At 37.1% G+C, this 13223-nt stretch carries 16 protein-coding genes; 4 read left to right on the top strand and 12 right to left on the bottom strand.

Features of this window, described 5'->3' with window-relative positions; all coding sequences use genetic code 11:
- Both aroQ and ACAN53_RS02260 read right to left on the bottom strand, forming a co-directional pair.
- Positions 1 to 441 carry a type II 3-dehydroquinate dehydratase gene (gene aroQ / locus ACAN53_RS02265; RefSeq protein ID WP_379966406.1) on the bottom strand — a complete coding sequence of 147 codons (441 nt, stop codon included), beginning with the start codon at positions 439 to 441 and terminating at the stop codon, positions 1 to 3.
- Between the two features lie 51 nt (positions 442 to 492).
- Positions 493 to 1005, bottom strand: coding sequence for a YqhR family membrane protein (locus tag ACAN53_RS02260; RefSeq protein ID WP_379966403.1), 513 nt, complete (start codon positions 1003 to 1005; stop codon positions 493 to 495).
- Between the two features lie 180 nt (positions 1006 to 1185).
- On the opposite strand from ACAN53_RS02260, the gene ACAN53_RS02255 reads away from it, so the two are divergent.
- Positions 1186 to 2103, top strand: coding sequence for a DUF1385 domain-containing protein (locus ACAN53_RS02255; RefSeq protein WP_379966400.1), 918 nt, complete (start codon positions 1186 to 1188; stop codon positions 2101 to 2103).
- A 105-nt stretch (positions 2104 to 2208) separates the two neighbouring features.
- Positions 2209 to 2595, top strand: coding sequence for an SA1362 family protein (locus ACAN53_RS02250; protein ID WP_379966397.1), 387 nt, complete (start codon positions 2209 to 2211; stop codon positions 2593 to 2595).
- 45 nt (positions 2596 to 2640) lie between these two features.
- Here the strand turns inward: ACAN53_RS02250 and mntR are convergent, their stop codons facing one another.
- Both mntR and splB read right to left on the bottom strand, forming a co-directional pair.
- Positions 2641 to 3066, bottom strand: a complete 426-nt coding sequence (gene mntR / locus ACAN53_RS02245; RefSeq protein WP_379966394.1) for a transcriptional regulator MntR — start codon at positions 3064 to 3066, stop codon at positions 2641 to 2643.
- Positions 3067 to 3167: 101 nt separating this feature from the next.
- On the bottom strand, positions 3168 to 4193 hold the full coding sequence (splB, locus tag ACAN53_RS02240; RefSeq protein WP_379966391.1) for a spore photoproduct lyase: 1026 nt from the start codon (positions 4191 to 4193) through the stop codon (positions 3168 to 3170).
- 196 nt (positions 4194 to 4389) lie between these two features.
- On the opposite strand from splB, the gene ACAN53_RS02235 reads away from it, so the two are divergent.
- Positions 4390 to 5154, top strand: coding sequence for a hypothetical protein (locus tag ACAN53_RS02235; RefSeq protein ID WP_379966388.1), 765 nt, complete (start codon positions 4390 to 4392; stop codon positions 5152 to 5154).
- A 98-nt stretch (positions 5155 to 5252) separates the two neighbouring features.
- Here the strand turns inward: ACAN53_RS02235 and ACAN53_RS02230 are convergent, their stop codons facing one another.
- Positions 5253 to 6089 (bottom strand): lipoate--protein ligase family protein, encoded by an 837-nt coding sequence (locus ACAN53_RS02230; RefSeq protein WP_379966385.1) that lies wholly within the window; start codon positions 6087 to 6089, stop codon positions 5253 to 5255.
- Between the two features lie 152 nt (positions 6090 to 6241).
- Between ACAN53_RS02230 and ACAN53_RS02225 the strand changes: the two genes are divergently transcribed.
- Positions 6242 to 6625 carry a rhodanese-like domain-containing protein gene (locus ACAN53_RS02225; protein WP_379966382.1) on the top strand — a complete coding sequence of 128 codons (384 nt, stop codon included), beginning with the start codon at positions 6242 to 6244 and terminating at the stop codon, positions 6623 to 6625.
- Between the two features lie 56 nt (positions 6626 to 6681).
- Here the strand turns inward: ACAN53_RS02225 and ACAN53_RS02220 are convergent, their stop codons facing one another.
- From ACAN53_RS02220 to gcvT, 7 genes are all read right to left on the bottom strand, one after another.
- Positions 6682 to 7455, bottom strand: coding sequence for a Cof-type HAD-IIB family hydrolase (locus ACAN53_RS02220; RefSeq protein ID WP_379966379.1), 774 nt, complete (start codon positions 7453 to 7455; stop codon positions 6682 to 6684).
- A 152-nt stretch (positions 7456 to 7607) separates the two neighbouring features.
- Complete coding sequence (locus ACAN53_RS02215) at positions 7608 to 8180, bottom strand: GNAT family N-acetyltransferase (protein WP_379966376.1); 573 nt, start codon at positions 8178 to 8180, stop codon at positions 7608 to 7610.
- Positions 8181 to 8337: 157 nt separating this feature from the next.
- Positions 8338 to 8529 (bottom strand): hypothetical protein, encoded by a 192-nt coding sequence (locus ACAN53_RS02210; RefSeq protein WP_379966373.1) that lies wholly within the window; start codon positions 8527 to 8529, stop codon positions 8338 to 8340.
- 92 nt (positions 8530 to 8621) lie between these two features.
- The gene (locus ACAN53_RS02205) at positions 8622 to 8837 is read right to left on the bottom strand and encodes a DUF3929 family protein (RefSeq protein WP_379966370.1); all 216 of its coding nucleotides are present in this window, start codon (positions 8835 to 8837) and stop codon (positions 8622 to 8624) included.
- A 250-nt stretch (positions 8838 to 9087) separates the two neighbouring features.
- Positions 9088 to 10566, bottom strand: coding sequence for an aminomethyl-transferring glycine dehydrogenase subunit GcvPB (gene gcvPB / locus ACAN53_RS02200; protein WP_379966367.1), 1479 nt, complete (start codon positions 10564 to 10566; stop codon positions 9088 to 9090).
- Complete coding sequence (gene gcvPA, locus ACAN53_RS02195; protein WP_379966364.1) at positions 10563 to 11906, bottom strand: aminomethyl-transferring glycine dehydrogenase subunit GcvPA; 1344 nt, start codon at positions 11904 to 11906, stop codon at positions 10563 to 10565. The genes gcvPB and gcvPA overlap by 4 nt, the downstream gene beginning before the upstream one ends.
- 15 nt (positions 11907 to 11921) lie before the next feature.
- Positions 11922 to 13019 carry a glycine cleavage system aminomethyltransferase GcvT gene (gcvT, locus tag ACAN53_RS02190; RefSeq protein ID WP_379966361.1) on the bottom strand — a complete coding sequence of 366 codons (1098 nt, stop codon included), beginning with the start codon at positions 13017 to 13019 and terminating at the stop codon, positions 11922 to 11924.
- Positions 13020 to 13223 lie beyond the last annotated feature (204 nt).

Genomic DNA, 13223 nt, shown 5'->3' with positions numbered 1-13223 from the left:
TTATGCCTCCTTAAAATTTTCAACAAGTGCACGAAGCGCCATCTTATATCCGTAAAATCCAAATCCAACAATTTGACCGAAGCATACAGGTGCGGTTACTGAGACATGACGAAAAGATTCACGCTTATGAACATTAGAAATATGAACTTCAATAACTGGACGTGTAATGCTAGCAATCGCATCACGTATCGCATAGCTATAGTGGGTAAATGCACCCGGATTAAGAATAATACCTTCATACAAATCTTGCGCTTCATGAAGCTTATCTATAATAGCACCTTCATGATTAGATTGAAAACAATCTACATTTACACCTAACTCATGACCAAACCGACAAAGATCTTCCTCAAGAGACTGAAGTGTATTCATGCCATAAACTCCCACTTCACGTACACCAAGTCGATTCAAATTCGGTCCATTTATGAGGAGTATTTTTTTCATCTGCACGATCCCCTTATATATGAATGTTCACAGAACATTCTACCATATGTGCTACTTATTTGAATAGTTACCCTCTTTCTTTCCAGAAGTCAAATTTCGTTCATTTGCCTCAAAAGATACGGAATATGCGATGAACACACCATATATAATAAAAATACAAACCGTTGTCACTATCGTTTCTTTTGGAAGCTGCCAAACGTCTTTTAATACTGGAGAAAATAGGCTCATGCTAAAAAACAGAACGCTCCACCATATCAAACCGTATATAATACCCGAAATTACACCCTGAAATCGTTTAAATAATGCGCCAAATAAAGCAGCGGTACCAATTGACAATATACTCATCGCGAAAATCCCCACAAATTGACCGATCCATTCTTTCTTCCATTCTCCAAGAGCAAATGGCAATAAAAAATAGTTTGGACCAACATCTGTATAAGAGAAAATATAAAAAAAATACCACACACATCCCCAAAAAAAGCCACCAAATAATCCAATTTGCACGATTTTACTTGCAAACGACTTCTCATTCTTTTCGTTCTTCTGACTACTCTGTTTTTTCAATTTTCTTCACCTCACGCTAGTAATATGTCCTTTTAGTCAAAAAATCATGAAAATGTTTAAAAAAAGGGGACTTTGGCAATACAAATATATATATTCCAACACCATACCAGTAGTTTTTCTTGTCATAAGGCGAGCTTTACCGATACAATGGAGGAAAACAAAATACAGGTTGGTGTTTACATGTCACAGGAGACAAAACAAATATACGGCGGTCAAGCAGTAGTAGAAGGAGTTATGTTTGGCGGAAGAGAATATACAGTTACAGCTGTTCGAAGAAAAGATAAATCCATTGAATATTATCGATTACCACGCGTCCAAAACAAATGGTTACAGTGGCTAAAAAAAATACCATTTATACGAGGAATTGCTGCAATCATAAATGCCAGCGCCAATGGTGCAAAGCACTTAAACTTTTCTTCAGAACGGTTTGATGTTGATCCTGCAGATGAAGAACAGCTTGCCATGAAGAAGCAAGAAAAGTCAAAGCTTACAATGATTCTTGGTGTAGCAACAGTTGGAGTTTTATCTTTCATTGTTGGAAAAATTGTTTTTTCGGCAGTTCCTGCGATATTAGCAGAACTTACAAGACCTATCTTTACATCTCATATGGCACAAGTCATGATAGAAAGCGCTATAAAGCTTATTTTGCTACTAAGCTATATCTATGGTGTATCTCTTACCCCAATTATTAAGCGTGTGTTTCAATATCACGGTGCTGAGCACAAAGTAATTAACGCATTTGAAAACAATCTGCCGCTTACAGTAGAAAATGTTCAAAAACAATCCCGACTTCATTATCGTTGCGGAAGCAGCTTTATTTTGTTCACTGTCATTATCGGGATGTTTGTTTATTTACTCGTACCAACTGAACCACTTTGGTCACGTGTATTAAATCGGATTTTATTAATTCCTGTTGTTCTAGGAATCTCATTTGAAGTACTTCAATTCACAAATGCATTACGTAATATTCCTGTATTAAAATTTCTAGGTTATCCGGGACTTTGGCTTCAACTCCTTACAACAAAAGAACCAGCAAATGATCAAGTTGAAGTGGCAATCGCATCATTTACAGAACTTCTTACACTTGAACACAACTAAATAACCATATATTTTTGACGAAGTTCTGAATTTATATAAATTCCTTACTTTCCTATTAACATCACTTTTTCTAAAGCTGTATAATAACAGTAGGAGGTGTATGCAATGAAAGGCCGTTCGTTTCCCATAGTCCTTGTTGTATGTATTGTAGGGCTTGCCGTGTTTCAGCTTGTAACGACTGCAGTCCAAAACCCTGCGGATTTAGTAAGACAAATATTAGTCATTGTCATTGTTTTAGGAGTCATTTATTTGTTATACAGGCTGATAACTAGCACTGGCGGGACGAATTCGCGTGCATCTTATAATCGTGCTGTGAAACAGTCTAAACGTAAGTATACAAAACGTAACGTTACCCCTCTTACCAATCAAAATAAAAGAGAAAGTAAAAATAGTAAGAAGACTTCTTCTCTTTTTAAGAAAAAAAGAAAACAAACCCATCTCACCGTTATCGAAGGTAAAAAGGGTAAAAAGAAAGACCGCGCTTCGTTCTAGCGAGGTCTTTCTTTTTACCCAATGAGGATATAATAGCCGCTCTTATTATTCTTGTTCGTCATTCGTTTTTCGAACCATACGAAGCGCTTCTACTCGCGTTTCGTCTTCTTCAAAATATTGAACAAGATCACCTATACGGTCTATTGCTTCCCAGCTAAGATGATGTTCAATTCCTTCTACATCACCGTATATCTTGCTTTCTTCCACACCAATCACTCTCATAAGCTGCTCGAGTAGTTCATGCCGATAAACGAGTCGCTTTCCTATTTTTTTACCCTTTGTTGTTAATATGAGCCCACGATATTTTTCATAAACCAAATATTCGTCTTTGTCTAGTTTTTGCACCATCTTTGTTACTGAGGAAGGATGTACATTTAATGCATCTGCGATGTCAGATACCCTAGCGTACCCTTTCTCTTCAATTAATAAATAGATTTGTTCTATATAGTCTTCCATACTAGGAGTAGGCATTGGTTTCCTCCATCCAAATAATTTCTTCTCTCTTTCCGAACAAAAGCAATCAATAAAAGGATACAACAGAAAGAGAATGGTGACAAGTTGGAGGATACAGTTTATGTGAAATAAAGAATATTTGCGTTTGGAAAGTATTCATGAATATAGGACGAAATCGTATGCTCTAATCTTGCTGCATCATTGGTCTCATATACATATTTTCCAATTCCATACCTACCCCATTTGTACTTCCTTTTTGACTCATCCATTTCTAACAAAGTGTTCGGATATCTTTTCATAATGACATTTTTTGCTGGCTTTGTAAACCGATGTTGAATCATTTCAAATGAAATTGTATTAGGATCAATATCATGAAGATGCTCATGAAGTCGCAAGAATAATTCATGATACCCTTCTTCCCACCCCTTATGCATATAGATAGGAGCAACGATAAAACCTAATGGATAGTTCGCCTGAGCGACCTTTCTTGCGGCATCTATTCTATCCTCAAAGGAAGAAGTACCTGGTTCAAAATTATGAATGACATAACGAGAATTTATACTAAATCGAAATGTTGTCTTCCCATTATGCTTAGCATCTAGAAGGTGATCGACATGAGAAAATTTAGTAACAAAGCGCAGATGTCCATATGGAGTAGTCCCAAAAAACTCAATCGTTTTTTTTAGAGCGTGCGTTAGATGATCAATCCCAACGATATCTGATGTACATGCTGCTTCAAATCTGGTCAAATCAGGTGCGCGTTCGTCCATGTACATTTGGGCCTGTTCAAAGATTTCATCTAGATTTACATACACACGAATGTAAGGCTTACTACCGAGAGTGGTTTGTAGATAACAATAGTGACAATGCCCCATACAACCTGTCGCAAGAGGGATTGCATATTCAGCAGATGGTTTTGAAGTATCAAATTTTAACGTCCGACGTACACCTACCACTAACGTACTTTTTGCATTCCGATATTTCTGTAGGTCCGTATCCCCGGGCAAATTACGTATTTGATTATGAGAACTTGTCTCTCTTATTTCCACATCCATTTTTGAAAATTTATTATACAATTCTTGTCCAAGCGGATAATCTAGTGCTTGTGGCTCAAAATAAACAAGTTTAGGCATAAATGGTTTCATTATTTTGATTCCTTTCTCCTATATTTCCTATTCAACCTGCATATAATATCCCCTTGAACTTTCATTGCTACTTATACAATTTATAGAAATAAATAATTTAAATAGTTGACGAACCCCATTCCTTATAGGTATCATAAATCCTTGTGAGTATTTTTTATAAAGTAACGTTTTAATAGGGGAAGAGAGGAGTAATAGAATGGCACTAAAGAAAAAAGCAGCGGTAAAAACGGGGAAAATGATACGCGAACTTATGTTGGCTGATAAAGATGTGTCAGCTTCAACAATCATGGTATATAGTAACAATGGACTAAATGAGGAAATCAAAATTGAAGGACTCCATCCAAAATCGAATGAAGAACTATTTTTTAACGACAATATGGACTGGAATGACACTGTAATATATAAAATCGTAGATTTTTCTGGAAAAGCAGAGGTTGGAAAAGTAACATTGCTTGACATGAAAAACAATAACATTACATTGCGTATTGAACGTATTATGTGGAGTAAGGAAAACCAAGAGGAAGTTGAGGTCGAGGATATTCAAGATGAGGTTCCTACTACGAATTCATCGAAAGAACCATTACATGTATACATCACAGAAAAGAAACCAGAATATAACTCATCTTATGAAAAAATAGCTCCTAGCCCTAGCCAACCAACCTTACTGAAAACAGAGGCTGTAGCTAAACGAGTGGAACCAGTTAAAACCTATGAACAACCAACTCCTGCTAACCCTAAGATAGAGGAACACTATCAGGCACTTGTATCCCATGCCATTGCTGTATGTCAAGATTACACACTAGGCTTGGATATCGATGAAAGTATCGAAAAATTAAAGGAAGAGCTTGCATCCCAAGGTGCAATGTTACCACTTGATTCCGAGATTATTGGTGTAGTATCCAGTCTTCGTGAATTAAAGGGAAAAGGTATGGATTTGCAAAAACTCCTAAGCCTCGTATAGCATGTAAACAAAAAAAGCCAGATCGTAAATTGACATGAAAAGGAAATCGTTCCTTTACATGTCATTTTCTAGATCTAATACCTTTACGTAAATAAAAACTATTTCTTATAGTTCCATTCATCACTTTCGTATTTCTCCCGGGCTACCCTTTCAACCTCATTCATTTGCTGTTCACTTAATTTATAATCACATAAATTAATATGTAACCCTTTTTCAAACCCAATTTTAAAGGCCTGTACCAACTGATCTATCGTAAATTTTTCATCAGTAAGCGAATTGATTGCGACTGCTTTTGAAGTGAACATTCGCTTCATCCTATCTTTCATACGATCATTAGGAAACAAAAATAAGTCATACAATGTGTCTATATCAATTTCTAGTGGTATGGATCCATGCTGCAAAATAACATCTTTTTGACGAGTTTGTGCACTACCTGCAATTTTTCGTCCTTCAACAACAATCTCATACCAAGAAGGAGCATCGAAGCATACAGAGGAACGAGGATTTTTCAAATCATCGCGTTCTTTCTGCGTATTGGGAACGGCAAAATATGCTTGGAACCCTAACGATTGAAATCCTTCTAGTAATCCCCCAGAAATGACACGATACGCTTCCGTTACTGTTTTCGGCATATTAGGATGATCTTCCCGTACAATAACGCTGTACGTAAGCTCACGGTCATGAAGTACACTTCTCCCACCAGTAGGTCTGCGAACAAATCCAAAGCTGTGACGGTTTACTTCATCCATGTTTATTTCCTTTCCAACATGCTGAAAATATCCAATTGATAATGTTGGAACGTTCCACTCATAAAACCGTATCGTCGGAGCCATTTTTTTCTCGCTTTGCCAATTCAGCAAGCATTCATCAAGTGCCATATTGTATGCCGGAGAACATGCCCCTGAATAGATAAAATTCCATGTTTCATTTTCCATAATACACCTCATTTTAAAAACTTTTTCCATTTCACTATAACAAATTCGACAATATTTGTGAAAAAATATGAAAATGAGCAGTCTATATTGCATTAAGTGATATGGTCATTATATTATTAAAGATAGAAATAAAAAAAGGGGTCGATTTTATCGTGTCAATAAGCTCACTTGTTTTAATCATTCTTTCTGTTGCGATTATTACCTATTCTGTAGTTACATACTTCACCCAACGTAAAATTGTAAAAACACTTACGGAAGAAGAATTTCGTTCTACATACCGCAAAGCCCAAATTATCGATATTCGTGAGGATAAAGACTTTAAAGCTGGACATATTCTTGGCGCTAGAAATATTCCGCTTTCACAACTGCAAACAAGATACAAAGAAATTAGACCAGATCAAGCTGTTTACTTATATTGTCAAAATGGACTTCGATCTGGACGTGCCGGCCAAATGCTAAAACGAAAAGGTTACAATCAATTGTTCCAACTGCAAGGTGGCTTTAAATCTTGGACAGGTAAGATTAAATCCAACTAAGCAGAATAATAAGCAGAGAAAGGGCCGATACAAAAAAGTAACGGCCCTTTCTCTGCTTATAGTAAATGCACCGCCTTCAATCCAGTTACTATTCCATCTTCATCACAGCTTTTTGTTACGACATCTGCACGTTGCTTCAATTCATCCACCGCATTTCCCATGGCTATCCCTGTCCCTACATACGATAGCATTTGCATATCGTTTCGGCCATCGCCAAAGGCAAATGTATTTTCTACTGAAAACCCTGCTCGCTTAATAAACTGTTGAATACCTTTCGCTTTTGAACTTCCCTTTGGAAGGACATCGATTGCTCGGTTGTGCCAACGAACAAATTCAAAGTTTGGATATGACGTTTCGTAATAGTTCTCGTCCCTTTCTTCACAAAATAGAACTCCTTGATGTACTGGATTCTCCCTATAAAAATTGCGATTATTGGGTGGATAGTTCATATGAAAGCTATGAAAACTGTCTTCAATATACGGATGATTCGCCGACGTTGCACATACATGTTTATGATTATAAAACGCCATTTCGTGACCATGAATTGCTGCATCCTCAACAAGATCACCTAACTGATTTGTTTCGATTTCATTTGTATATATTTCCAATCCTTCAAATATGACATATTGTCCATTTATCGAGACATAGGATTCTATATTAAGTTCTTTCCGAATAGATTGAAACATATTCGGTGTCCGGCCCGTAGCAATAGCCGTATATACCCCTCTCTGTTGCAGTTGTCTAATGGCCTCCTTTGTTGATGGGAGAATCGTTTTATTAGAATCTAATAGGGTCCCATCTATATCAAAAAATACAATTTTCTTTTCCATCCTAGTTACCCCTCTCATATCCAAATGCTGTTTTGGAGTTTGCTACAATTAAAATTGATCCAGAAGTCTCCGCCCATTCTAACGCCCGAATGGTTACGCGAATGAAAAACGGAGACCTTATGTAAAATATAGGGTATGAAACGGGTTTCAGGTCAAGAATTTTCTCCTGTTTTTCTATTCAAAAATGTTCTTTGCACGAGTCCATACATGAGTAAATCATAATATTGGCCTAAATAAAATTGATATTCTTGCAAATTACCTTCTTCTCGAAATCCAAATTTCTCTAAAACACGCCTTGAAAATACATTTTCTTTCCGAACAACAGCGCCAATTCGGTTTAATGCGAGATGACCAAACCCATAGGGAATAATTGTCGCTAGAACTTCCGTCATAAATCCTTTATTCCATTCTTTATGATTCAATTCGTATCCAATCTCAGCCCGGTGATGCGATTTACTCCAGTTGTGAAATCCAATTGTTCCAATCAAGGAATGATTATCTTTCTTTTCAATTCCCCAGCGAAGAATAGAACCGCTTTTTATGCCAGTTTGCATTTGCATAATAAACTGCTCTGCTTGTTCACGTCTTGTAAACGGCTCTAATCCATAATACTGTAACACCTGTGGGTCAGAGAAATATTCAAAAATCTGTTGTTCATCTGACGAGATAATCTCTCGTAACAGACACCGCTCCGTTTCTAAAGTAGGAAATTGTGATAATAACATGAGATTCTCTCCTAAGTTTTCAGTATAAGTTCTTCTTTTGCCTCTCTCCCTGTTTTTAAACAGAGAGCCATCACACTAGTTCCAAAATTCGTAAAAAAACTAGCATGACCGGGATATTTCCCTATGTATGCTAGTTTTTTTAATTAGCTAGTATGTATTACTTTTCAAACGGTTTTAACATTTCCTCTCTCATTCCAAAGCTAACGGTAGCTATACCCACATACATTAAGATAAGAAGAATTGGACTAACCGTATTATACCAATTATTATCTATAATAAGGTAAACCGTCAAAATTGCTACTAACACAAACGTAAACACGAACATATAAAAACTATATCCAGATTTCATATTGCTCTCCTTTCTTATATCGCATCTGCCATTCAAAAGTTTATTGTAGCGAATCCTTTTCTATGTCTCAAGTTTTCGCTACAAATAAATTTTTACAATTGATTAAGCTCCACTTTTACAATGTCATCACAAACAATACGAATAATGGAACCTGAACTGTCAATTGCCGTAATCGAGCGCTTATGTAACAATCTATTCACAACTCGTACCAACGTTTTTTTCAAATCTTTATAATAAAACTCCTTAATGTCTTGAATAATCTTCCCGTTTTCTAAATGGTACACCGCTTTATAACGTTTATAAGTCACATCTTCCTCTCCCTTTTGTTCATGTATTCACATAAAAAAACAAATGTATGAGAAATTCGAACTGCATTAGATTCTACTTTCATTCGAATTTTAACAAAAAATGTTTCATTTTTCAAATTTTTCTCATATTTTTGTATAAGTACCAACAAGTAATCTTTAGAGGAATGTGGAAGAATACAAAAAAAATGAAGGTTACACAAAAGAAGACGTATGTCTTCTTAATATGTTACCTTCATCTTACCTAATTTTATTATACGGTAGCCGGTTCAGTTTCTTTTATATAGCGTAAGATAGGTTTACGGGCAGCCGTTGTTTCATCTAAACGTTTCACCACTGTCGTATGCGGTGCTTCTTGTACAATTTCTGGATTATCTTCTGCTTCCTTCGCGATGGCAATCATTACATCAATAAATCCATCAAGTGTTTCCTTTGATTCTGTTTCAGTTGGCTCAAACATCATACATTCCTCAACGTTAAGCGGGAAATAAATTGTAGGCGGATGGTAGCCAAAATCAAGCAGACGCTTGGCAATGTCTAACGTACGAACACCTAGTTTTTTCTGACGACTTCCAGAAATAACAAATTCATGCTTGCAATGCTTATTGTATGGTAGATCATAATAAGGAGCTAATCGTCTCATCATATAGTTAGCGTTGATGACAGCATTTTCCGTTACAAGTCGCAATCCATCTGGTCCCATAGAGCGAATATACGTATAGGCACGAACATTTATACCGAAGTTACCGTAGAACGGCTTAACGCGGCCAAATGCTTGGGGACGATCATAGTTAAACCGGTACCCATCTACAGTTTTCTCTAGTACTGGCTTTGGCAAAAATGGAATGAGCGCTTCCTTCACGCCTACAGGACCAGATCCTGGACCTCCGCCGCCATGAGGACCCGTAAATGTTTTATGAAGATTCAAATGCACAACATCAAAGCCCATATCACCAGGACGAGCTTTACTTAATACCGCATTTAAATTGGCACCATCATAGTACACTTTACCGCCACTTTCATGAACAATTTCTGCAATTTCTACAATATGTTCTTCAAACAAACCGAGAGTATTGGGGTTCGTAAGCATTAACGCCGCTGTATCATCGCCAACCACACGTTTCAAATCTTCTAAATCAACCAGACCTTCATCATTTGATTTCACAGTAATAATTTCAAATCCAGCTACAGATGCAGATGCAGGATTCGTACCATGTGCTGAATCTGGAACAATGACCTTCGTTCGCTTGAAATCATTATTTGCTTCATGAAAAGCACGAATGAGCATTAATCCTGTCCATTCTCCATGTGCACCTGCTGCTGGTTGCAATGTCACTTGGTCCATTCCTGTTATTTCTTTCAGGCTCTCTTGCAAATCATACATAAGTTCTAGTGCACCTTGTACTGTTCTTTCATCCTGAAGGGGGTGAATATACGAAAATCCTGCAAAACGAGCAACATTTTCATTCATTTTCGGGTTATACTTCATCGTACATGAACCAAGCGGATAAAAGCCAGAATCCACGCCATGATTTCGTTTAGATAAAGCGGTATAATGACGCATAATATCAAGCTCAGCTACTTCAGGAAGTTCGGGTTCTTCCGTACGAATATACTCGTTTTCAAAAATAGAATCTAATGCTACTTCTTCTACGTCTAGAGCAGGTAAGCTATAGCCAACCCGTCCATGTTTACTCATTTCAAAAATGAGAGGTTGATCCTGCTGCATCATTTCATAGCCCCCATTTCATTTACTAACGTATCAATTTCTTCTTTTGTTCGAAGTTCCGTAACAGCGATAAGCATATGATTTTCTAATTGTGGATAATCCTTGCCAATATCATACCCACCTATCACGTTCTTTTGGAAAAGTGCTTCATTTATTTCTTTTACTGGACGATTGCATTTTACAACAAATTCATTAAAAAATGGCCCTGTAAATGCAACTGAACAACCTACTTTTTCAAATTGTTTCTTTGCATATTGTGCCTTTGAAATATTTTGGATACTTATTTCACGAACCCCTTTTTTTCCAAGTGCCGTCATCGCAACAGATGCTGCTAACGCATTTAATGCTTGATTGGAACAAATGTTAGACGTAGCTTTGTCTCGGCGAATATGTTGTTCCCTTGCTTGCAAAGTTAGTACAAATCCGCGACGTCCTTCTGAATCTTTCGTTTGTCCAACTAATCGACCCGGAAGCTTACGCATAAATGCTTTTTTCGTTGCAAAGTATCCGCAGTGCGGACCTCCAAACTGTGCGGGAATTCCAAATGGCTGTGCGTCTCCCACTACAATATCTGCACCTAGTTTACCAGGAGGTGTTAGTGCACCTAATGCTAACGGATTAGATGAAACAATAAATAATCCTTTTTGTGAGTGAACAATTCTCTCTACATCCGCAATTCGTTCTACTTGCCCAAAGAAGTTTGGATATTGTACGATGACACATGCAACATCAGTGTCCATTTCCTCTTGTAACCGATCCATATTTGTCACACCATCACGATGCGGAATTTCAATCACATTTAATCGCTGTGCTTTCGCATACGTTTTAAGCACAGCTCTGGCTTCTGGATGAACCGTTTCAGAAACAATAATCTTTTTATTGCGTGTATGATGTGCTGCCATCATTGCTGCTTCTGCTAGTGCCGTTCCACCGTCATACATGGATGAATTGGAAACATCCATTCCTGTTAATTCGCAAATCATCGTTTGAAATTCGAAAATAGCTTGTAATTCACCTTGTGATATTTCTGGTTGATAGGGTGTATATGCTGTATAAAATTCAGAACGAGAAAGTACATGATCTACAATAACAGGAACAAAGTGATCATACACTCCTGCTCCAAGAAAGGAAGCATATTCTTTCGTGTTGGCATTCATCGCTGCAAGCTTTGTTAATTCCTTTAATAGCTCCGGTTCTGATATGGCTTTTTTTAATTTTAAATCGCCTTTAAACTGTACACGCTCTGGTATATCCTCAAAAAGTTCTTCAACCGTTTGTACGCCAATGGCGCTTAGCATTTCATTTCTATCTTCTTCTGTCATAGGAAGATAACGATGCATCATTAGTATTCCCTCCAGTTAGTTAGCACGTTTATAAAACGGTGTAGACACGACAATTGCCTTTACTCGTTTATTACGAATTTGTACTTCTACTTCTGTATGTAGTTCTGCATATTTCGCGCTCACAAGGGCAAGTCCAATATTTTTCTTTAATGTAGGAGACTGCGTTCCACTTGTTACCTCTCCTATTTTTTCTTCACCTACAAACACTTCATAATGACTTCTTGGAATACCACGTTCTAGCATTTCAATTCCAACAAGCTTACGAGGAGCCCCATTTTCCTTTTGCTCCTTTAATACTTCCTTACCATTAAAATCACATTCTTTGTTTACTCTAACGAAAAATCCGATACCTGCTTCAATCGGTGTAATCGTCTTTGACAGTTCCTGACCATAAAGCGCTAATTTTGATTCGAAGCGAAGTGTATCTCTTGCCCCAAGTCCGCACGGCTTGATTCCCTCTTCTTTTCCTGCTTGAAGTAACGCTTCCCATAAATCTATTGCATCTTCCGATTTACAATAAATTTCAAATCCATCTTCACCTGTGTACCCTGTTCTAGAAACAAGGGTACGTTTATTCGCAATTTCTACATCATCTTGAAATGTAAATGGCTTCATTTCACTTACATTTGCAGTCGTTACTTTTTGTAAAATGGATGCTGCAAGCGGTCCTTGCAAAGCAAGCTGCGCGGTAACATCTGATTTATTTTCAATCACTACATCTCCTGCTAGATGCTGCTTTAACCATTCGTAATCCTTTTCTATATTCGCTGCATTTACGACAAGCAAATAATGAAATTCACTTTTTTTGTACACTAGTAAATCATCCACCGTACCACCATCAAGATAGCACATAGCCGTATATAGTACCGATCCATCCGTTAGTATAGCTATATCATTTGTCATCATTCGTTGCAAATAGGACAAACTATCTGTGCCGCTCACTTCTATTTCTCCCATATGAGAAACATCAAACAATCCTGCTTTTGTGCGAACAGCTTCATGTTCTTCTTTAATACTTGAAAATTGAACAGGCAAATCCCATCCGCCAAAATCAATTGTTTTTGCACCGTAATTACCGTACACAGCAAATATCGGCGTCGTTTTCAGTGTCATTCCTCTTTCCTCCCTCTCATGCTGCCTAAAAAAGTGTAAACAGCTAAACATTTTTGAAAAAAATTAAAAAGATATACGGAATATCGCATTATTTTTTGATGAAAGCGTAAATAATAATTACATTTTCAGGAGAAAATACGAAAGATAGCATACCTTTTGCACATGATTATCCTACCATTTTTCTTTCTATTGTATCAATATTCT

This window comes from Ectobacillus soli, assembly GCF_042610425.1.
Lineage (GTDB): Bacteria > Bacillota > Bacilli > Bacillales > Bacillaceae_G > Ectobacillus.
Note: the sequence above shows the minus strand (reverse complement) of the source record. Positions and strands in the feature narration are given on the sequence as shown.